We start from the raw sequence: 20,969 nt of genomic DNA, 5'->3' as shown, positions 1-20,969 counted from the left end.
TAGAAATGGTAATGCCAGGCGACAACATCCAAATGCAAGTTGAGCTAATCGCTCCAATCGCTATGGACGAAGGTCTACGTTTCGCTATCCGTGAAGGTGGCCGTACTGTAGGTGCTGGTGTTGTTGCTAAGATCTTCGACTAATTCTTACTGAATTAATCGTAATCTTGCACTCTTCTTCTTTTTGAAGAAAGCGCTAGAAAAAGGGAAGCTAAGGCTTCCCTTTTTTATATCTGCAATTCTTCCCTCCAATATGGTTATAAGCCAATCTTTCTTTGTCATATTTTTTGTTTTTGAAAAACATAACCTTAGCTCTACTCAATTTTCCCCTAGTTTCTAGCTGTCTGCTAAGTCATTGAAAGCCTCTAAAACGGCTGAAATCGTTATAACAAAACGTTCTGTTATTCCCCTTAATACAACTGGTAACAATAACGATTCTTGTTTATATTTCTTCCCAAAGTGAAATTTAAAGGTTGTGAGTATGTACGTTTGTCTTTGCCATGGTGTCTCTGACAAGAAGATTAGGAAGTTGGCGATAGATGAAGGCGTATCAGACATCAAAGGGATCAAACGATGCACAGCGTTGGGCAGTCAGTGCGGTAAGTGCATCAAGCAAGCTAAAGAAATTTTAGCGGAAACAGAATACCTAACACTGAAACAAGCTAGCTAATTATTCGCTAAGCCTTTTTGACACCTTCTCATTTGCTTCTACATTTAAATGAAGCCAAAGAGGAGGGCTTTGTCATGAAAGGCGATCCAATCATAATCCAACATCTCAATAAAGTGCTCGGCAACGAGCTCGTCGCTATCAATCAATATTTCCTGCACGCTCGTATGTACAAAGACTGGGGTTTAAAGCACCTCGCTGACAAGGAGTACCACGAGTCGATCGATGAAATGAAGCACGCTGACCACCTGATCGAACGTATCTTGTTTTTGGAAGGTCTGCCTAACTTACAAGATCTTGGTAAGTTGATGATTGGGGAAGATACCAAAGAAATGATCGAATGCGATTTGAAGCTCGAAATGGCAGCCATCCCAGATCTAAAAGATGCCATCGCTTATGCGGAAGATATTCGTGATTATGTTTCGCGTGACCTTTTTCAAGATATTCTTGAGGACGAAGAAGAACATGTTGATTGGCTTGAGACGCAATTGGGCTTGATCGAAATGTCTGGTATCGAAAATTACTTACAAGCGCAGTATGTCGACGAAGAGTAGGATTATATTTCGCTGTTTTCTCGTCGAAAGAAAGTGATTAAAAGTGCACCTGATCTGTCTATCAGGTGCTAATCGCAGATATCTGGTCTTATCTCTTACATTATTACCTTTTTTAAGGATATCGCTCGCAATCTTACCTATGAAGATTGACTTCTATCCTTTAGAATTTATTCCCCCTTACCGAAAAAATAACAAAAGAGAAACGATCCATGTCTGAAGACAATCGCCAAGAAGTCACCCCAGAAGAAGAACGCCGCCAACAAGCATTGGACTACCATGCGTACCCAACCCCAGGAAAAATTGCAGTAGAACTGACTAAGCCAGCAGAGACAGCAAATGATCTTGCATTGGCATACAGCCCTGGTGTTGCAGAGCCTGTACGTGAAATCGCGCAGAACGCTGATAACGTGTACAAGTACACGGCGAAAGGCAACATGGTTGCGGTTATTTCTAACGGCACGGCGATTCTTGGTCTTGGTAACCTTGGGCCACTAGCATCTAAACCAGTAATGGAAGGTAAAGCGCTGTTGTTCAAACGCTTTGCTGGTCTAGATTCAATTGATATCGAAGTAAAACACCGCACGATCGACGAATTTGTAGACACAGTAGCTAACATTGCTGACACTTTCGGTGGTATTAACCTAGAAGATATCAAGGCACCAGATTGTTTTGAGATTGAAAAGCGTCTTATCGAACGCTGTGACGTACCTGTATTCCACGATGACCAACACGGTACAGCAATCGTAACCGCTGCGGGTATGTTGAACGCAATCGAGCTGCAAGGTAAGAAGCTAGAAGAATCAACCATCGTTTGTCTTGGTGCTGGAGCTGCGGCCGTGGCATGTATGGAGCTGTTGATCAAATGTGGCGCAATGCGTGAGAAGATCTACATGCTGGATCGTAAAGGGGTGATCCATACACGTCGTGACGACCTAAACGAATACAAACAACTATTCGCAAACAACACAGATAAGCGTACGCTAGAAGATGTGATTGAAGGTGCGGATTTGTTCTTGGGCGTATCGGGTCCAAACCTACTACCTGCAGAAGCATTGAAGCTAATGGCAGACAAGCCAGTTGTGTTCGCATGTTCAAACCCAGATCCAGAAATCAAACCTGAACTGGCTCATGAAGTGCGTGATGACTTGATCATGGGTACAGGTCGTAGTGATTACCCGAACCAAGTAAACAACGTATTGTGTTTCCCATTCATCTTCCGTGGTGCATTGGATGTTCGTGCAAGTGAAATCAACGATGAGATGAAGCTAGCGGCAGTTGATGCGATTCGTGAACTAGCGAAAGAGCCAGTACCAGAAGCGGTATTGAAAGCGGCTGGCGTAGATAAGCTAGAGTTTGGCTCTGACTACATCATTCCAAAACCAATGGACCCACGTCTACTACCACGTGTCGCAAAAGCGGTTGCTCAAGCTGCTGTTGATTCAGGTGTGGCACGTATTGAAATGCCAGAAAACTACATGGCTGAGTAAGCCAGAGTCTTTTCTGACGACAAACAAAAAAGGGACGCGATGGCGTCCCTTTTTCGTTTGGTCGAAGCTACCCCCGGTGCAGCTTCACAATGTTGACGAATTTGTAAGCAATTATTCTTCGTCAAACGCTTCGAATTCGATGCCCATTGCCGTCATCAGTGCTTTCGCTTCTGTAGGAATATCATCTGGACGGTCTTTACGAAGATCTTCGTCAGTTGGCAGTGGTTGACCTGTGTAAGCGTGTAGGAACGCTTCACATAGTAGTTCACTGTTAGTCGCATGGCGTAAGTTGTTGATCTGGCGGCGAGTTCGCTCATCAGTCAGCACTTTTAAAACTTTTAGCGGGATAGAGACGGTAATCTTTTTTACTTGTTCGCTTTTTTTACCGTGCTCTGCATACGGGCTAATGTATTCGCCATTCCAGTCAGCCATTGCGCACCTTCATTAATGTAATAAGTTAGAAAAATAAATATAGGTGCTGATTTTAGCTGCATTTACCGCCATAAGCAAAGACATATAGACGTCTAGAAGTGTTGACGTCTTATTTTTAGACAAGTAAAGTGAGGTTAATAGTTAGGGAAGCGTATTAATCAATTGAACAATACAAGCTAGATATAGCGCATTCCCATTTAGATGTCACCACCCGTGAAAGGATACACTCATGAGCACCCGTAAGCCTGCAACCATTGCTGTACGCACTGGTATCGAGTCAGACAGTCAATACCACGCTGTTGTACCACCAATCTACCTTTCGACTAACTATGGCTTCCCAGCGTTTGGTGAAGTCCCACAATACGATTACACCCGTTCTGGTAACCCTAACCGAGGTTTGCTCGAGCAAGCGTTGTATGAGCTTGAATCAGGCAAAGGTGCGGTTGTCACTAACTGCGGTACATCAGCGCTAAACCTTTGGGTATCGGCATTTCTTGGTCCTGATGACTTAATTGTTGCGCCACACGATTGTTACGGCGGTACTTATCGTCTTTTCAATACTCGTGCGAACAAGGGTGATTTTAAAGTGCAGTTTGTCGATCAGTCGGATCAGCAAGCTTTGGATGCGGCGATTGCGAAAAAGCCAAAGCTTATCTTGCTAGAAACACCGTCAAACCCGCTTGTGCGCGTGGTCGATATTGCCGCTGTGTGTGAAAAGGCAAAACAAGTCGGCGCACTGGTTGCCGTGGACAATACCTTTTTGACACCTGTGTACCAAAAGCCTTTGGAGCTAGGTGCGGATTTTGTTATCCACTCAACGACGAAATACATCAATGGTCACTCGGATGTAATTGGTGGTGTGGTGATCACCAAGACTGAAGAGCATGCTGAAGAACTGGCATGGTGGGGTAACTGCATTGGTGCAACGGGTACGCCATTCGACAGCTACATGACACTTCGAGGAATTCGTACGTTGGGTGCACGAATGCGAGTTCACGAAGAAAGCTCTCAGCAAGTGTTAGCGTATTTGCAAACGCAATCTTTGGTGGCGAAGATCTATCATCCAAGTTTGCCAGAGCATCCAGGTCATGACATCGCGAAGAAGCAACAGTCGGGCTTTGGTTCTATGCTGAGTTTTGAGTTTGCTGGCTCATTTGATCAGCTAAAAGTGTTTGTTAAAGAACTTGAACTCTTTTCTCTTGCAGAATCGCTAGGTGGCGTAGAAAGCTTGATTTGCCACCCAGCTTCAATGACGCATCGTGCGATGGGTGAAGAAGCACTGGCTGAAGCAGGTGTCTCTCAACAGTTACTGCGTTTATCTGTTGGCTTAGAAGATGCGCAAGATCTGATTGCCGATCTTGAGCAAGCATTCGCGAAAGCAGCACAGTAATTGGGAGAGGAAGGTCATGAGTGTACAACGTCAGCTGCATAAATTTGGCGGCAGCAGCTTAGCGAACCCCGAGTGCTACCAGCGCGTGGTAACTATTCTTAAAGAGTATTCGGCAGAAAATGACTTGGTGGTGGTCTCTGCGGCAGGGAAAACCACCAACCGCTTGATCGAGTTTTTAGAAGGCTTAGATAAAGATGGCCGCATTGCCCATGAAGCCTTGCAGAGCTTGCGACAGTTCCAAACTGAATTGGTAGAAGCTTTACTAGAGGGCGAAGTTCAAGCGCAACTGCTTGCTTCTCTTCAAGATGAATTCAGTACCTTGGCAGAGTTAACAGCGCCACTAACTGAAACACAAAAAGCGGCGGTTTTAGGTCATGGCGAAGTATGGTCCTCACGCTTACTGGCTGCGCTGTTATCACAGCAGGATCTGCCAGCAGTAGCGCAAGATTCACGTGTCTTTCTGCGTGCGGAAGCTGGCACACAGCCAGAGGTTGATCGTGCTCGTTCATATGTATTGATTAAAGAAGCGTTGGCTCAACACAGCCATAAACGCGTCATCATTACTGGCTTTATGGCGCAAAACGAAGCGGGTGAGACAATATTGCTTGGACGCAATGGTTCAGACTACTCAGCAACCGTGATTGGTGCTTTAGCTGAAGTTAATTCGGTGACCATCTGGAGTGACGTGGCTGGCGTTTACAGCGCAGATCCTCGTTTGGTATCGGATGCTTGCCTGCTCCCTCTACTGCGCTTGGATGAAGCGAGTGAGCTGGCTCGTCTTGCTGCGCCGGTGTTACACAGTCGTACACTTCAGCCTGTGGCTCAAAGCGCGATGGATTTGAACCTAAAATGCAGCTACCAGCCAGAGTCTGGCTCAACACGAATCGAACGTGTATTGGCATCCGGCCGCGGTGCAAAAATCATTACCTCTCTTGATGAAGTGCTATTAGTGCAGCTGTCTTTTATCCATGGTCACGATTTTGAGCGAGCGCAGAAAGCAGTTCTGCAGGCGCTAAAACGTGCTCAATTGGAGCCTTTAGCATTCGAAGCACAAGAAGATCAGCAGACCTTACGTTTAGCCTACACCGCAGAGATTGCTGGCGGCGCATTAACCTATCTGCAAGAGTTGGCCGTTGAAGCGGAAATCAAACTGAAAGAGGGCTATTCATTACTGGCTGCAGTCGGTGCCGGCGTGACGAAAAATGCTAATCACTGCTTTGGATTTTACCAGCAATTGAAACACGCTCCGGTGGAGTTTATTTCAGAGACGGAATCTGGCTTGAGTTTGGTTGCCGTGTTGCGTCGTGCTGAAGTCGAAGGGCTAGTACAAAGTATTCATAGCCAATTGTTCCAAGCACAAAAGCGCGTAGCGGTGGCTTTGTGTGGTAAAGGCAACATTGGGTCAAGTTGGTTATCACTGTTCGCAGAGCAAAAAGAAGAGCTCGAAAAACGTCACGGTATGAGCTTTGACTTGGTAGCGGTTGTCGACAGCCAAACGTACTGGTTTGATGAAAACGGTATTGATGCCGCGACGGTTGCTCAGCGTTTTGATGATGAAAGCACAGAGAATGATGGCAACTGGCTGACGAAGCTTGGTGCGATACAAAACTTTGATGAAGCCGTGGTGCTGGATGTTACGGCAAGTAAAGAGCTGGCGACACGTTATGTGGAAATCGCACAGCAAGGCATTCACCTAATTTCGGCGAACAAAGTAGCAGGTTCGGCGGACAGTCAGTACTACCATCAAGTACAAGACGCGTTTGCTAAAATTGGCCGCCATTGGTTGTACAATGCGACCGTTGGTGCAGGGCTACCAATCAACCATACCGTTCGAGATTTGCGTGAAAGTGGTGATGATATCGTCGCACTATCAGGCATCTTCTCCGGTACGTTATCGTGGTTATTCCAACAGTTTGACGGTTCGGTACCTTTTGCTGAGCTTGTCGATTTAGCATGGCAACAAGGCTTGACTGAGCCTGACCCTCGTTCTGACCTTGATGGTTCTGATGTGATGCGTAAGCTGGTCATCTTAGCGCGAGAATCTGGTTTGGATATTGAACCAGAGAACGTGAAAGTAGAGTCGCTGGTGCCAGCAGAATTGCGAGACTTGAGCCTAGACGCGTTCTTCGACCAAGGAGATATTCTCAGCGAGATTCTTCAAGAACGTTTGACCAAGGCGCAGAGAAACGACCAAGTGCTGCGTTATGTGGCTCGTCTAGAGCGTAATGGCAAAGCAACAGTAGGCGTTGAAGCGTTATCACGTGAACATGCTTTAGCGAATTTGCTGCCATGTGACAATATCTTTGCCATTGAGAGTAAATGGTACAAAGACAATCCACTAGTGATTCGTGGGCCAGGTGCAGGACGTGAAGTAACCGCAGGGGCCATTCAATCAGACCTGAATCGCTTGGCTGGTTTGTTCTGATCTGACCAAACCCATTTTTGCGAACGACAACAAAACCTCGGAGCGTTTCCGGGGTTTTTTATTATTTGGATAATGCCATACTGAATCGGAAAGCGAGGCTAAGGATAAGCCGCCAAGCAACTTGAACTATCCTCATTATGAACTTGAGAAAAATTCATAATCACAAGGTTGACATTAAATCGTATTCAATACATTCTGTAGACATATAGACGTCTAAACGTCGATTTGAGGAATTTTGATTTCGTGGTGGAGTTGCCACAGGGAGAGTAAGATGGGATACACGCATGCAGGGCACATCGATGCCTTAAACCAGAATATCGCTGAACTATCAGACAATATCAACGTCTCATTCGAGTTTTTTCCGCCGAGCAGTGAGAAGATGGAAGAAACACTGTGGAACTCAGTGCATCGTCTTAAAACTCTTCAACCAAAATTCGTTTCTGTTACGTACGGCGCAAACTCAGGCGAGCGTGATAGAACCCACTCGATCATTAAAGAAATCAAAGCGGCGACGGGTCTTGTGGCTGCGCCTCACCTAACCTGTATTGATGCAACTCGTGATGAGCTGATCGACATTGCAGATGATTACTGGAATAACGGTATCAAGAACATCGTAGCGCTACGTGGTGATATTCCACCGGGTGGTGGCGCGCCAGATATGTATGCGTCGGACTTGGTTGAGCTGCTTAAAGCACGCCATGATTTCGATATCTCTGTAGCGGCATTTCCAGAAGTACACCCAGAGGCGAAAAGCGCGCAATCGGATCTACTGAATCTAAAGCGTAAAGTCGACGCAGGTGCAAACCGTGCGATTACTCAGTTCTTCTTTGATGTGGAGTCTTACCTGCGTTTCCGTGACCGCTGTGTAGCTGCTGGAATCGACGTAGAAATCGTTCCGGGTATCTTACCTGTTTCGAACTTCAAGCAAGCTTCTCGCTTTGCGGCACAGAACAATGTGAAAGTGCCAGGTTGGATGAGCAAGCAGTTTGAAGGCTTGGATGATGATCCAGTGACGCGTCAGCTGGTCGGTGCAAGCCAAGCGATTGATATGGTGCGTGTACTAAGCCGTGAAGGTGTGAAAGATTTCCACTTTTACACCCTGAATCGTGCGGAAATGACCTATGCGCTATGCCACACTCTAGGTGTTCGTCCACAAGTTGTAGTCGGTGCTTAAGATACTTTCCCCAGATAGACAAAAGGCTTGCCTAACGGCAAGCCTTTTTCGTTTCATTTAAAGTGACGAATTAGCCGATCACTTCAAGTTCTGTTAGCACTTCTTCTGCCCAGTTAATCCACGCTTCACGTAGCATTAGGTTACGACGAAGTGTTAGACGCTCTAGACGCGCTTGCTTGTCTAGCGTTGATGGCGTTGCGTAGTACGCAGCTTCGATTTCTTTGTAGTGAGCAACCAGTTTACGAGACTCTTCTACAAGCTCAGAAAGCTGGTCACGGAACGGCGCTGCAGGTTGCACGGCACAAGCCATAAGCTTCGCTGAGAATTCGTCACGTACAGTTGGGTGTGCAGTTGGCTGATCAAACCACTCGCCCAATGCGCTACGGCCTGCGTCAGTGATTGAGTAAACCTTACGGTCTGGCTTGCCTTCTTGAGGTTCTAATACGCAAGTAACCAGCTCTTTCTCAGCCATTTTATTAAGTTCACGATAAACTTGTTGGTGGCTTGCTTTCCAGAAGTAACCGATGCTAGCTGAGAATTCTTTAGTGATGTCGTAACCGGTAGCGTCGCGAGTGCTAAGTACAGTTAGAATTACGTGTGGTAATGACATGTCTTCAATCCAAATGGTCAATAAACTTGTAAACAAGCTATCTACACTTTCATTTGCGTTCTTCATGACGCTTAAGTTTTTTAATGTGTAGATAGCACCAACAATGTTGGTCCTGTCACCTTAAAGCCGTTTATCACCTAGAGTTGATGGATGTTTCCATCGAGCTGGAGCTTATTTGATTGGATTTGTGAGCTTCCAGCAGGGAAGTAGTATATAAATAATAAGCATGAAGTGGAATAGTAGGACAAAATTACCCAAAAAAACTAATAAAATACTCAATAGTGTTTTTGTATAGTGAATTATTTTGTTTGATGGGGACTTTTTGTTTTCTGTGCGGATTAATAAGCTGGTTGCGTATTGTTCAAATAGTAGAAGTGGTTGGCGGATAATAATAAAGGCTGAGCTTTTGCTCAGCCTTTTGGTTCTTTCTACGTAGCTCAGTTAGCCTGTGTTACGCATACCTGCTGCGATACCAGCAATCGTCACCATCAATGCTTCTTCTAAGTTTGCAGAAGCTTCTTCTGTTTGACGAGTACGGTACAGCAATTCCGCTTGAAGCATGTTCAATGGCTCAACGTAGATGTTACGTAGGCGAATAGACTCTAGGCCCCAAGGATCGCTTTGCATCAGGTTCTCGTTGTTCTCTACATTCAGTACTGACTTAATATCACGCTGAAGTTGCTCACGTAGACGATCACCCAGCGGCTGAAGCGGCTCATCAACCAAGCGCTGATCATAGTAACGAGAGATATCCATGTTGCACTTGGTGTACACCATCTCAAGCATACCTAGGCGAGTTGAGAAGAATGGCCATTCACGACACATTTCTTCCAGTAGCGCCTGATGACCTTTGTCTACCGAGTACTGAATGGCCTCACCTGCGCCTAACCATGCTGGTAGAACCAAACGGTTTTGGCTCCAAGAGAAGATCCATGGAATCGCACGCAAACTTTCTACACCACCATTCGGGTTACGTTTCGCTGGGCGTGAACCTAGAGGCAGTTTACCTAGCTCAAGCTCTGGTGTTGCTTGGCGGAAGTAAGGCACGAAGTCTGGTTCGCCACGAACGACACTGCGGTAGGATTCACAGCTCACTTCCGACAGCACGTCCATCAGGTCGCGCCACTCTTGCTTAGGCTCCGGTGGTGGAAGTAGGTTTGCTTCAAGGATTGCACTTGCGTACAGGTTGAAGCTGTTAACGGCAACATCAGGTAGACCCAGCTTAAAGCGGATCATCTCACCTTGTTCTGTTACGCGCAGACCGCCTTTCAGACTCTTAGGTGGCTGAGACAGTAGTGCAGCGTGTGCTGGCGCGCCACCACGACCAATCGTACCGCCACGCCCGTGGAACAGTGTGAGTTCAACGCCTTCTTCTTCTGCAACCTTAACCAGTGAGTCCATCGCGTGGTATTGCGCCCAACCTGCTGACATTACACCTGCATCTTTTGCAGAGTCAGAGTAGCCGATCATCACCATTTGGTGATTCTGGATAAAGCCACGGTATAGGTCGATGCCCATCAGCTGTTTGATAACCGCTTCCGCATTGTTCAAGTCGTCTAGCGTTTCGAACAGTGGACATACGTCCATGCGGTAAGGGCAACCTGCTTCTTGCAGTAGTAGGTGCACGGCAAGTACGTCAGAAGCGGTACGTGCCATTGAGATAACGTAAGCACCAAACGCTTCACGAGGTTGTGCGGCAACAATCTTACAGGTATCCAAAACCTCTTTAACAGGTTCTGATGGCTCCCAGTCACGAGGTAGAAGAGGGCGCTTAGACGCAAGTTCGTTGGTTAGGAAAGCGATCTTGTCTTGCTCGCTCCACTGCTCATAGTCACCAATGCCTAGGTAACGAGTCAATTCAGAAAGCACGTCAGCATGACGAGTACTTTCTTGACGAATATCGAGGCGAACTAGGTGGATACCGAAGGCTTTAACGCGGCGCAGCGTATCCAGCAGTGAGCCGTTGGCAATCACGCCCATGCCACATTCGTTTAGCGACTGGTAACACGCGTAAAGTGGTTCCCAAAGTTGCTCTACTTTTTGCAGAGGTGCTTTGACTGCCAGCTTCTGGCCGTGAACTTTCGCGTCGAGAATATCTTTGGTTTCGTTCAGTAGTGAACGTAGCTGTTTTAGGATCGCACGGTATGGTTCGTGTTGATCTTCACCTGCAAGCTCACGAACTTTGTCGTTGCACACTGTCATAGACAGTTCGCTGATCAGCTCGTTGATGTCGTTAAGGTACAGGTCTGCCGCTTTCCAACGAGACAGAAGCAGTACTTCACGAGTCACACTGTGGGTCACAAATGGGTTACCGTCGCGGTCACCACCCATCCAAGATGAGAAGTGCACAGGGCGAGCATCAATTGGTAGACCTTCGCCAAGGTAAGATTTTAGGCGGTCGTTCATTTCACGTAAGAAGTCAGGTACGGCTTCCCATAGTGAGTTTTCGACTACGGCAAAGCCCCATTTAGCTTCATCAAGCGGTGTAGGTCGCTGCTGACGAATAACGTCAGAGTGCCAGCTTTGAACGATCAGCTGCTCAAGGCGACGTTCAGTTTTTTTACGCTCTTTGAAAGAGAGATCGCTCAGCTCTAGCTTAGATAGGCACTCGTTGATCTTCACCAGCTTGTTGATCATGGTGCGACGAGTGATTTCGGTCGGGTGCGCAGTGAGAACTAATTCAATGTTCAGGTCACGAACCGCTTGTGCCGTGTCTAGCTTGCTCACATCATTTTGCACTAGCTTCGAGAACAGCGAGTTAATTGCGTCAGGTTCGCAGATATGCTCTTCACAGTGGCGTGAAATGGTGTGGTATTGCTCAGCAATATTGGTCAGGTTTAGAAATTGGTTGAACGCGCGAGTAACGGGCGTCAATTGCTCATCTGGCAGGCTTTTAATTTCTTCTATTAAGCTTTCTCTGTCAGCGCTATTTCCAGCTTGAGCCGATTTGGATAATTTACGAATGGTTTCCACTTTCTCGAAGATTTCTTCGCCATGAGCATCACGAATCGTGTTACCCAGAAGGTGGCCCAACATGCGCACATTACTTTTGAGTGCGGCGTATTTCTCGTTCATTGTCATCCTGCCTCGTAAAAAAACTACATCCATTGTCCTTGTTAAGACTCCAATCTAGCGAAAATAACCAGTTCTAGTCAAATAAAGCAGAGTAAGTTTGTAATTATTCCGCTGCTGACCTGATTTAGAGCAAAATTAGGTCAGCTTCTCTCGGTAGAAGTGAAAATTAATTACAAAATAGCCGCTTAAAGAAGGATATAGCGTGCTAGAAGAAGAGAATCGAAGATAACAAAATGCAGCTCAATTGAGCTGCATTGTCAGGAAAGTACAGAATGCGACTAACAACAATATTTCACCATCGCACGAGACAGCACATCGATAGTTGGGTCAATAAAGTCGAAAGAGAGGAATTCATCTGGCTGGTGGGCTTGGTCAATAGAACCAGGGCCGAGAACCAGCGTTGGACACAACTGTTGAAGGAAAGGCGCTTCAGTACAGTAGTTAACGGTTTCTGAGCTGGTTTGGCATATTTCTTCCACACCTCCGATAAATGGGTGGTCATGTTGGCATTCGTAACCCGGAATTGGCTCGTGCAGGGGAATAATCTCTAATCGCCCTGGCCATTTCGCTTCGACTTCTTTTAATGCGCCACGCAACATGTTCTCTAAACCATCAAGGCTGATACCAGGAAGAGGACGCACGTCATAATGCAGTTCACAGCAACCGCAAATCCGGTTTGCGCTGTCACCGCCATGGATATGACCAAGGTTTAGGGTTGGGCTTGGAATGGCAAAACCCGGATGGTGATACTCTTTAACCAATTTGTCGCGCAGTTGCATCATGGCAAACATGACCTCATGCATGATTTCAATGGCGTTGACACCAAGTGCTGGATCCGATGAGTGACCAGATTTACCCGTTACGCGAATAGCATTTGCCACATGTCCTTTGTGACCACGAATAGGCACTAGGCTAGTAGGTTCACCAATGATGCAGTAATCCGGTTTAAAAGGCGCGTTCTCAGTGAAATGACGGGCACCTAGCATAGTGGTTTCTTCATCACAGGTCGCCAATACATAAAGCGGCTTGGTTTGCTTACTCCAGTCGATTTTCTTTACCGCTTCATAAATAAAGGCAAAGAAGCCTTTCATATCAGCAGTACCCAAACCGTAAAAGCGGTTGTCTTTCTCGGTCAGCTTATGTGGGTCAAAACTCCAGCGCCCTTCATCAAATGGCACGGTATCACTGTGGCCTGCGAGAAGTAAGCCGCCTTCACCGTCACCCATACGTGCGATCATATTGTGTTTGCCTGGTTCCACTTCGATCACTTCAACACTAAAGCCAAGATCTTTAAACCAAGATGCCAGCTTCTCGATCACTTTGGCATTGCCTTGATCCCAACTTGGATCGGTTGAGCTTATCGAAGAGGTACTGATCAGTCCTTCATAGACCTCTAGAAAACTTGGTAATTGCATGGATTCTTCAATTCTCCTGTTGACAGACAGAGCACAAAAATGTAAAACACATATTAAATCATATTTAATGAATAAAAAATCAAAATAAAGCAAAAATTAAATATGAATAGTCACTTTGAGCCTTAAGTATATGGATGTCATGTAATGCTAAAAACCACGATTATCGGAGCCAGCGGCTACACCGGCGCAGAGTTGGCTTTAATGGTCAACAAACACCCTGAACTCACGCTATCAGGTTTATACGTTTCCGCCAATAGCGTAGATGCAGGAAAGAATATTGCTCAATTGCACGGCAAGTTAGCGGGTGTGATTGATATGCCAGTTTCACCACTGACTGACCCTGAGCAAGTCGCTCAAGTGTCTGATGTGGTCTTTCTGGCCACAGCACATGAAGTAAGCCACGACTTGGCTCCTATCTTTTTAGAGGCGGGATGTCAGGTATTCGATTTATCGGGTGCATTCCGTGTGAAAAGCGAAGGCTTCTACAACACCTTTTATGGCTTCGAACATCAATATAACAACTGGTTAGATAAAGCAGCATACGGCTTAGCGGAGTGGAACCAAGAATCAATAAAAACCACTCCTTTGATTGCAGTAGCAGGTTGCTACCCAACCGCTTCACAGCTTGCAATCAAACCTTTATTAGCACACGCAGTACTGGATACCAACCAATGGCCTGTGATTAATGCAACCAGTGGTGTATCTGGCGCAGGGCGTAAAGCTTCCATGGTTAACAGCTTCTGCGAAGTGAGCTTGCAACCTTACGGTGTGTTTAACCATCGTCACCAACCAGAGATTGCTCAGCACTTGGGTTGCGATGTGATTTTTACTCCACACCTAGGCAACTTTAAGCGCGGCATTCTTGCCACGATCACTATGAAACTGTCGCAAGGCGTGACGGAAGCACAAGTGGCACAAGCGTTTGAACAAGCTTATCAAGGCAAGCCTGCGGTTCGCCTTAAAGGTGACGGTATTCCACGTATTCAGGATGTCGAAAATACCCCTTTCTGTGATATCGGCTGGAAGGTACAAGGCGAACACATCATTGTGATTTCGGCAATCGACAACCTACTTAAAGGTGCATCGAGTCAAGCGATGCAATGTCTCAATATTCATTACGGTTACCCAGAACTGACAGCGTTGCTGTAGTCGTTGAAAGAGGGAAATGCGATGACGCAAACCAATCAAGCTCCTTTAGTCATTAAGCTCGGTGGTGCAGCTCTATCTTGCACTAAAACCTTAAGCCAATTGTTTGGTGCCATTGCGGCTTATCAAAAGTCGGCACAGCGACAAATCGCCATCGTTCATGGCGGTGGCTACCTAGTTGATGAGTTGATGGCAAAGCTTCAGCTTGAAACCGTAAAGAAAAACGGTCTTCGTGTGACGCCTTATGAGCAAATTCCTGTGATTGCAGGCGCGCTTGCAGGTACCGCAAACAAGTTGCTTCAAGGTCAAGCGATTGCAGATGGTCTGAATGCGGTGGGTCTTAGCCTCGCTGATGGTGGGTTATGTCATGTTGAAGAGCTTGACCCAGAGTTAGGCGCTGTAGGTAAAGCATCACCAGGTGATTCAACCCTTTTACAAGCTGTGCTAAACGCAGGTGCACTGCCGATCATCAGCTCAATTGGTCTGACTGAAAAAGGTCAGATGATGAATGTGAACGCTGACCAAGCTGCGGTTGCCGTGGCCGGTGCGTTAGATGCGGAGCTAGTGCTTCTGTCTGATGTTAGCGGTGTACTCGATGGCAAAGGGCATTTGATCAAAACGCTATCTGAGCAAGAAGCTGATGCATTGATCCAAGGGCAAGTGATCACCGACGGCATGATCGTCAAAGTTAAAGCTGCTTTGGAGGCCGCCAATGATCTTGGTCGTCCTATCGAAGTCGCGACATGGCGTTACCCAGAGAAACTGACCCAGCTATTCGCGGGTGAAAGTATTGGAACGCAGTTTCTGCCGCAATAAAGCAGAAGCAAAACAGTTAAAGAATTCAACATTAGGAAGTGGTTGGCACTGACCGCCGAGAGCAGCGCCAGTTAAGTTTGGAGAAAAAACATGAGCAAAGTGAACGTAAATAAAGTGGTAGTCGCATACTCAGGCGGTCTAGATACTTCAGTAATCATCCCGTGGCTAAAAGAGAACTACGACTGTGAAGTGGTGGCTTTCGTTGCCGATGTTGGTCAGGGTGCAGAAGAGTTAGAAGGCATTGAAGCAAAAGCAAAAGCTTCTGGTGCTTCTGAGTGTTACATCGCAGACCTGAAAGAAGAAATGGTGGCGGACTACATTTTCCCGACACTAAAAACCGGTGCTTACTATGAAGGTAAATACTTACTAGGTACATCAATGGCGCGTCCAATTATTGCCAAAGCCCAAGTTGAAGTCGCACGTAAAGTTGGCGCAGACGCGCTGTGTCATGGCTGTACGGGTAAAGGTAACGACCAAGTACGTTTTGAAGGTGCATTTGCAGCGCTAGCACCAGATCTGCATGTTATTGCGCCTTGGCGTGAGTGGGATCTAGTGAGCCGTGAAGAGTGTTTGGATTACCTAGCAGAGCGCAATATCCCTTGTTCAGCATCTCTTACTAAGATCTACTCGCGTGATGCGAACGCATGGCACATTTCTACTGAAGGTGGCGTTCTAGAAGATACATGGAATGCGCCAAATGAAGATTGCTGGGCTTGGACGGTAGATCCAGAGCAAGCACCAAATGAAGCTGAAACCGTGACGCTGAAAGTAGCGAAAGGTGAAGTTGTTGAGGTAGACGGTGAAGCGATGACACCATACAACGCGTTGGTATATCTAAACGAGAAAGGTGCGAAGCACGGTGTTGGTCGTATCGATATTGTCGAAAACCGTTTAGTGGGTATGAAGTCTCGTGGTTGCTACGAAACTCCGGGTGGCACCATCATGATGGAAGCGCTGCGTGCGGTAGAGCAACTTGTGTTGGACAAAGCATCATTTGAATTCCGTGAAGAGCTTGGCTTGAAAGCATCGCACCTTGTTTATGATGGTCGTTGGTTCACCCCGCTATGTAAGTCTATTCTTGCGGCTTCTGAAGAGCTTGCGCAAGACGTGAATGGCGAAGTGGTAGTGAAGCTTTACAAAGGCCAAGCAACAGTGACGCAAAAACGTTCGGACAACAGTTTGTACTCTGAAGAGTTCGCTACTTTTGGTGAAGATGAAGTTTATGACCAAAGCCATGCTGAAGGCTTTATCCGTCTTTACTCGCTGTCAAGCCGTATTCGTGCGTTGAACAGCCAGAAAAAATAAGCCAATTTAACGCCTTATAAGTAAGAGACCTGCCACTGTTGGCAGGTCTTTTTGTTTTTTGCTGACCTCATTGGCATAAAGATAAAATAACCATGAATAAATATGTAAAAATATTGAATTTATACTTTATTTTTGTCTGCGATTATCGTAACGTTGAGGCATAAGAAAAAGTGAGTAAATGACCACCGGTTTGGTCAACACTTAATGAATAACACGTTAGCGTAAGCAATAGTCATCAGGAGAGACGCAATGGCATTATGGGGCGGAAGATTTACCCAAGCGGCAGATACCAGATTTAAAGACTTCAACGATTCATTGCGTTTCGATTACCGATTGGCTGAGCAAGACATCGTAGGCTCAATTGCGTGGTCTAAAGCATTGCTGTCTGTTGACGTGTTATCTGCAGATGAACAACAAAAGCTTGAGTTGGCACTGAATGAACTCAAGCTTGAAGTGATGGAAGACCCACATCAAATCTTGCGCTCAGACGCTGAAGATATCCACTCTTGGGTCGAGCAGCAACTGATCAACAAGGTCGGCGACCTAGGTAAAAAGCTACACACGGGACGTTCTCGTAACGACCAAGTGGCAACCGATCTCAAGCTTTGGTGTCGTCAGCAAGGTCAGCAGCTGTTAATTGCACTTGATCGCCTACAAACTCAAATGGTTGGCGTTGCTAAGCAGCATCAAGGTACTGTTCTTCCTGGTTATACGCATTTACAACGTGCTCAGCCTGTGACGTTTTCGCACTGGTGTTTGGCTTATGTTGAAATGTTTGAGCGTGATTACTCACGTCTGAACGATGCGCTAAAGCGTTTGGATACGTGTCCTCTCGGCTCGGGAGCACTTGCTGGTACCGCTTACCCAATCGACCGTGAAGAGCTGGCCCATAACCTTGGTTTTCATCGTGCAACACGTAACTCACTAGACTCGGTTTCTGACCGTGACCACGTGATGGAGCTGATGTCTGTGGCGTCTATCTCGATGTTACACCTATCTCGTTTGGCAGAAGACATGATCTTCTACAACTCAGGTGAGTCTAACTTTATTGAGTTGGCTGATACGGTGACTTCCGGCTCTTCTCTGATGCCACAAAAGAAAAACCCAGATGCACTCGAGCTCATTCGTGGTAAGACAGGTCGTGTATATGGCGCGCTTGCTGGCATGATGATGACAGTGAAAGCTTTGCCACTGGCTTACAACAAAGACATGCAGGAAGACAAAGAAGGTCTGTTCGATGCGCTTGACACATGGAACGACTGCATGGAAATGGCAGCATTGTGTTTCGATGGCATTAAGGTTAATGGCGAGCGTACGTTAGAAGCGGCGAAGCAAGGTTACGCAAACTCAACCGAACTGGCGGATTACCTAGTGGCGAAAGGCATCCCATTCCGTGAAGCCCACCATATCGTCGGCGTTGCCGTGGTTGGTGCAATTGCCAAAGGCTGCGCGTTAGAAGAGTTGTCGATTGAAGAATTGAAATCCTTCTCGGAAGTGATTGAGGCGGATGTGTATGACATTCTGACCATCGATTCATGTCTTGAGAAACGTTGTGCGCTTGGTGGCGTGTCTCCTCAACAAGTGGCTTACGCTGTCGACCAAGCAGACAAGCGTCTGTCTCAACGTGATACTTCAGCAGTCAAAGTACGTCCAGCACGTCTGACGGACATCGAGACACTGGAAGGTATGGTGGCTTACTGGGCAAATATGGGTGAGAACTTACCACGCTCACGTAATGAGTTGGTACGTGATATTGGCTCCTTTGCGGTTGCCGAGCACCACGGTGAGGTAACAGGCTGTGCATCTTTGTATGTTTATGACTCAGGGCTAGCAGAGATTCGCTCTCTAGGCATTGAAGCTGGCTGGCAAGGCCAAGGGCAGGGCAGTGCGATAGTGAACTATCTGGTCGAGAAAGCGCGCCAGATGGCTATTAAGAAAGTTTTTGTGCTGACACGTACGCCAGAGTTCTTTATGAAGCAAAGCTTCTTGCCTACGTCGAAGTCATTGCTGCCTGAGAAAGTACTGAAAGATTGCGATCAGTGTCCACGTCAGCATGCATGTGATGAAGTTGCACTGGAGATCAACTTGTTCGAACAATTGATCCAGAAAAGTAACGTAGCCTAGGTTGATGATTCTATTAGTATTTAAGAAAATACTAAAAAAATCAGAAAAAAATTTGGAACCTTTGAGAGGAAGCCCGGTCTATTAAAGTACCACTGCTTTTTCTTAGAAGAATCTAAGAGAGCCCCAAGACCGGTATTGGTCTTGGGGCTTTTTTCTATCTGTCGTTTGAGCGATGATCATTCTTACTTTGTTTGTTGCGACGACGCTGCCACGGCAAAATCACGAAGCGCATCCAAAGGTGCAAAAACAGCAAACCATTAAATGCAAATCCGGCAAAGATCAGTGCGATCGACTCTATGCTTTGCGGATCATCTTTAAACGCAAACCACCACACAATCCAACATAAGACGGAGAGTACCGTCAGTTGATCCATGCATCGTTGACAACGTCCAATTTTTTTCCAAAACCAATGTTCTTTACAGCTACGGCAAGCCATCGCTTTATCCATACTATCTATTTGTTCTGATTATAACCTTAACTCAAGTTCGAGAGTGCTTTTGCTCCTCTTTCCGAGCGATTTCATCTCACCAAAAATGGAAAGTTAGCTTGGTAAAAAATGTGTAGCACGTAATTGGTGTATGGTGCGCTGTCAGCCAGAAAATAGGAAAATAATAATGTCGACAGAACTTAAAGTAGCACTAGGCCTTGCTGGTGGTTTCTTCACAATTGGCTTTACCGCTATTGTGCTTGTTAGCCGTTACGCAATGATGACTGCATAATCGCCACTCTATTGATTCTTGAATTGATAAAGCTGGAATAAGAAAGCCTCGTGTAAACGAGGCTTTTTGTTTATTGGCAGGAGGTAAAGCGTGAGCCTTAGCAACCAGGACCACAATCAAGACAGTGTTTGATCATCTCTGGGCCTAAGTGAAGCTTCGCATTCAAATCTCGTAGTGCGGTACGAACGCCTTCTTCAATCACTGGGTGATAAAACGGCATATCCAACATTTCAGAAACCGTCATCTTATTCTGATGTGCCCAAGCGAGTAGGTGTGCTAAATGCTCGGCATTTGGTCCCATCATTTCAGCCCCCAAGAAGCGGCCAGTACCTTGCTCTCCGTAGACATGCAACATGCCTTTATTACGAAGCATGACACGAGATCGGCCTTGGTTTTCAAATGAGACTTCACCCGTTGCGAAGCAGCCACAGGTGCCTAAACGCGTCTCTAGTTGCTTGAAGGTCTCTCCTACCATCGCAATCTGTGGGTCTGAGAAAACGGCAGAGATCGATGAGCGACGTAGACCTGCACGAATATCAGGGAAACGACCTGCGTTGTCACCGGCAATACGACCTTGGTCTGCCGCTTCGTGTAGCAATGGAATTTGGTTACTTGCATCACCTGCGATGAAGATGCTCTCTACCGAGGTTTGCAACGTGTAATGATCCGCCGTTGGTACGCCGCGCTCATCCAATGCCACATTGGTGTTTTCAATCGCGAGTTTATCCACATTCGGGCGACGACCGGTTGCTGCCAATACGTAATCGACAATAAAGGTTTCTAGTTCACCATCGTGGTTGATGAATTGGATTTCTACCTTATCTTCGCCGTCATTTTCTGGTGAAGTAATGCGCTTCATGCTTTCAACTTTTACATCGGCATCAAGGTAAAACTCTTCTTTGAAGGCTTTATCGGCGTACGCCATCACTTCAGGATCGGTCAATGGCCCTACTTGACCACCAAGACCAAATAGCTTCACATTTACACCTAAACGGTGTAACGCTTGACCCAATTCAAGACCAATCACACCAGGGCCAAATACGGCAACAGATTCTGGCAAGTCATCCCAATCGAACACATCATCGTTAATCACTAAGCGGTCGCCGAGTTCATTCCATACCGCAGGGTAAGCAGGACGAGAACCTGTTGCGATCACAATACGCTTAGCGGTGATTTGAGTGTGGTCATCAACGATTAACGTGTTGTCGGTGGCAAACTTAGCATAACCCGACACTTTATCTTCAGCAGGGATCTCATCGACGCCTTCCAACACAAAGCCAACAAAGCGGTCACGTTCACGCTTTACTCGATCCATTACTTCACGACCGTTAATGTAAATCTCGCCTTGTGGGTGTACACCAAATCCCGGTGCTTTCTCGATCTGGTGTACGCTTTCTGCTGCGGCGATTAATAGCTTCGATGGCATGCATCCGACACGAGCACATGTTGTGCCGTAAGGACCACCTTCAATCATCACAACACTGTCTGTGTGTGCTTTTGCTGCGCGGTAGGCGCCAAGACCTGCAGTACCACCACCAATAATTGCTACGTCGACATTTAACTGTTTCATAATGGATTCTCGTTTTTCCCAAACGCAGTTGAAGTGACTAAGTTTGGATGAGTGAATTTGA

Annotated in this window: 16 protein-coding genes and 1 pseudogene; 11 read left to right on the top strand and 6 right to left on the bottom strand. The window is 46.5% G+C overall.

The features are described 5' to 3' along the window. The 4 genes and pseudogenes from GXP65_RS20800 to GXP65_RS20785 all read left to right on the top strand — a co-directional run. Positions 1 to 143 (top strand): annotated as a pseudogene (locus tag GXP65_RS20800) (elongation factor Tu); the annotation flags it as partial. 337 nt (positions 144 to 480) lie between these two features. Then, positions 481 to 669 carry a bacterioferritin-associated ferredoxin gene (locus GXP65_RS20795; protein ID WP_005432737.1) on the top strand — a complete coding sequence of 63 codons (189 nt, stop codon included), beginning with the start codon at positions 481 to 483 and terminating at the stop codon, positions 667 to 669. A 74-nt stretch (positions 670 to 743) separates the two neighbouring features. Then, positions 744 to 1,220 carry a bacterioferritin gene (bfr, locus tag GXP65_RS20790; protein WP_005432738.1) on the top strand — a complete coding sequence of 159 codons (477 nt, stop codon included), beginning with the start codon at positions 744 to 746 and terminating at the stop codon, positions 1,218 to 1,220. A 209-nt stretch (positions 1,221 to 1,429) separates the two neighbouring features. Next, positions 1,430 to 2,707: a malic enzyme-like NAD(P)-binding protein gene (locus GXP65_RS20785; RefSeq protein ID WP_005451474.1), complete on the top strand. Its 1,278-nt coding sequence runs from the start codon at positions 1,430 to 1,432 to the stop codon at positions 2,705 to 2,707. Between the two features lie 111 nt (positions 2,708 to 2,818). On the opposite strand, the gene metJ is transcribed toward GXP65_RS20785, so the two are convergent. Next, positions 2,819 to 3,139, bottom strand: coding sequence for a met regulon transcriptional regulator MetJ (gene metJ, locus GXP65_RS20780; protein WP_005432736.1), 321 nt, complete (start codon positions 3,137 to 3,139; stop codon positions 2,819 to 2,821). Between the two features lie 229 nt (positions 3,140 to 3,368). On the opposite strand from metJ, the gene GXP65_RS20775 reads away from it, so the two are divergent. The 3 genes from GXP65_RS20775 to metF all read left to right on the top strand — a co-directional run bounded on the left by GXP65_RS20775 (position 3,369) and on the right by metF (position 8,128). After that, entirely contained in the window at positions 3,369 to 4,529 is a 1,161-nt protein-coding gene (locus GXP65_RS20775; RefSeq protein ID WP_005432739.1) for an O-succinylhomoserine (thiol)-lyase, read from the top strand. 16 nt (positions 4,530 to 4,545) lie between these two features. Next, positions 4,546 to 6,954, top strand: coding sequence for a bifunctional aspartate kinase/homoserine dehydrogenase II (locus GXP65_RS20770; protein WP_162093620.1), 2,409 nt, complete (start codon positions 4,546 to 4,548; stop codon positions 6,952 to 6,954). 271 nt (positions 6,955 to 7,225) lie between these two features. After that, positions 7,226 to 8,128, top strand: coding sequence for a methylenetetrahydrofolate reductase (metF, locus tag GXP65_RS20765; protein WP_162093619.1), 903 nt, complete (start codon positions 7,226 to 7,228; stop codon positions 8,126 to 8,128). 70 nt (positions 8,129 to 8,198) lie between these two features. Here the strand turns inward: metF and GXP65_RS20760 are convergent, their stop codons facing one another. The 3 genes from GXP65_RS20760 to argE form a co-directional block, all read right to left on the bottom strand. Beyond that, positions 8,199 to 8,738, bottom strand: coding sequence for a PadR family transcriptional regulator (locus tag GXP65_RS20760; protein WP_005532739.1), 540 nt, complete (start codon positions 8,736 to 8,738; stop codon positions 8,199 to 8,201). A 441-nt stretch (positions 8,739 to 9,179) separates the two neighbouring features. Beyond that, the gene (gene ppc, locus GXP65_RS20755; RefSeq protein ID WP_021017967.1) at positions 9,180 to 11,813 is read right to left on the bottom strand and encodes a phosphoenolpyruvate carboxylase; all 2,634 of its coding nucleotides are present in this window, start codon (positions 11,811 to 11,813) and stop codon (positions 9,180 to 9,182) included. 278 nt (positions 11,814 to 12,091) lie between these two features. Continuing rightward, positions 12,092 to 13,228, bottom strand: a complete 1,137-nt coding sequence (gene argE / locus GXP65_RS20750) for an acetylornithine deacetylase (protein WP_009697556.1) — start codon at positions 13,226 to 13,228, stop codon at positions 12,092 to 12,094. Between the two features lie 144 nt (positions 13,229 to 13,372). Here argE and argC point away from each other — a divergent pair, with 144 nt between their 5' ends. The 4 genes from argC to argH all read left to right on the top strand — a co-directional run bounded on the left by argC (position 13,373) and on the right by argH (position 18,619). Further along, positions 13,373 to 14,377, top strand: coding sequence for an N-acetyl-gamma-glutamyl-phosphate reductase (argC, locus tag GXP65_RS20745; protein WP_162093618.1), 1,005 nt, complete (start codon positions 13,373 to 13,375; stop codon positions 14,375 to 14,377). Positions 14,378 to 14,398: 21 nt separating this feature from the next. Beyond that, on the top strand, positions 14,399 to 15,190 hold the full coding sequence (argB, locus tag GXP65_RS20740) for an acetylglutamate kinase (protein ID WP_162093617.1): 792 nt from the start codon (positions 14,399 to 14,401) through the stop codon (positions 15,188 to 15,190). A 90-nt stretch (positions 15,191 to 15,280) separates the two neighbouring features. Then, positions 15,281 to 16,495, top strand: a complete 1,215-nt coding sequence (locus GXP65_RS20735) for an argininosuccinate synthase (RefSeq protein ID WP_162093616.1) — start codon at positions 15,281 to 15,283, stop codon at positions 16,493 to 16,495. A gap of 249 nt (positions 16,496 to 16,744) precedes the next feature. Further along, complete coding sequence (argH, locus tag GXP65_RS20730) at positions 16,745 to 18,619, top strand: argininosuccinate lyase (protein WP_162093615.1); 1,875 nt, start codon at positions 16,745 to 16,747, stop codon at positions 18,617 to 18,619. 154 nt (positions 18,620 to 18,773) lie between these two features. On the opposite strand, the gene GXP65_RS20725 is transcribed toward argH, so the two are convergent. Both GXP65_RS20725 and GXP65_RS20720 read right to left on the bottom strand, forming a co-directional pair. After that, on the bottom strand, positions 18,774 to 19,055 hold the full coding sequence (locus GXP65_RS20725) for a DUF3624 domain-containing protein (RefSeq protein WP_038889599.1): 282 nt from the start codon (positions 19,053 to 19,055) through the stop codon (positions 18,774 to 18,776). Positions 19,056 to 19,435: 380 nt separating this feature from the next. Beyond that, a complete protein-coding gene (locus GXP65_RS20720; RefSeq protein ID WP_038889587.1) occupies positions 19,436 to 20,908 on the bottom strand; it encodes a dihydrolipoyl dehydrogenase in 1,473 nt (490 codons plus the stop codon). Positions 20,909 to 20,969: the final 61 nt, after the last annotated feature.

Source organism: Vibrio sp. LB10LO1 (assembly GCF_010092875.1).
Classification (GTDB): Bacteria; Pseudomonadota; Gammaproteobacteria; order Enterobacterales; family Vibrionaceae; genus Vibrio; species Vibrio campbellii.
Note: the sequence above shows the minus strand (reverse complement) of the source record. Positions and strands in the feature narration are given on the sequence as shown.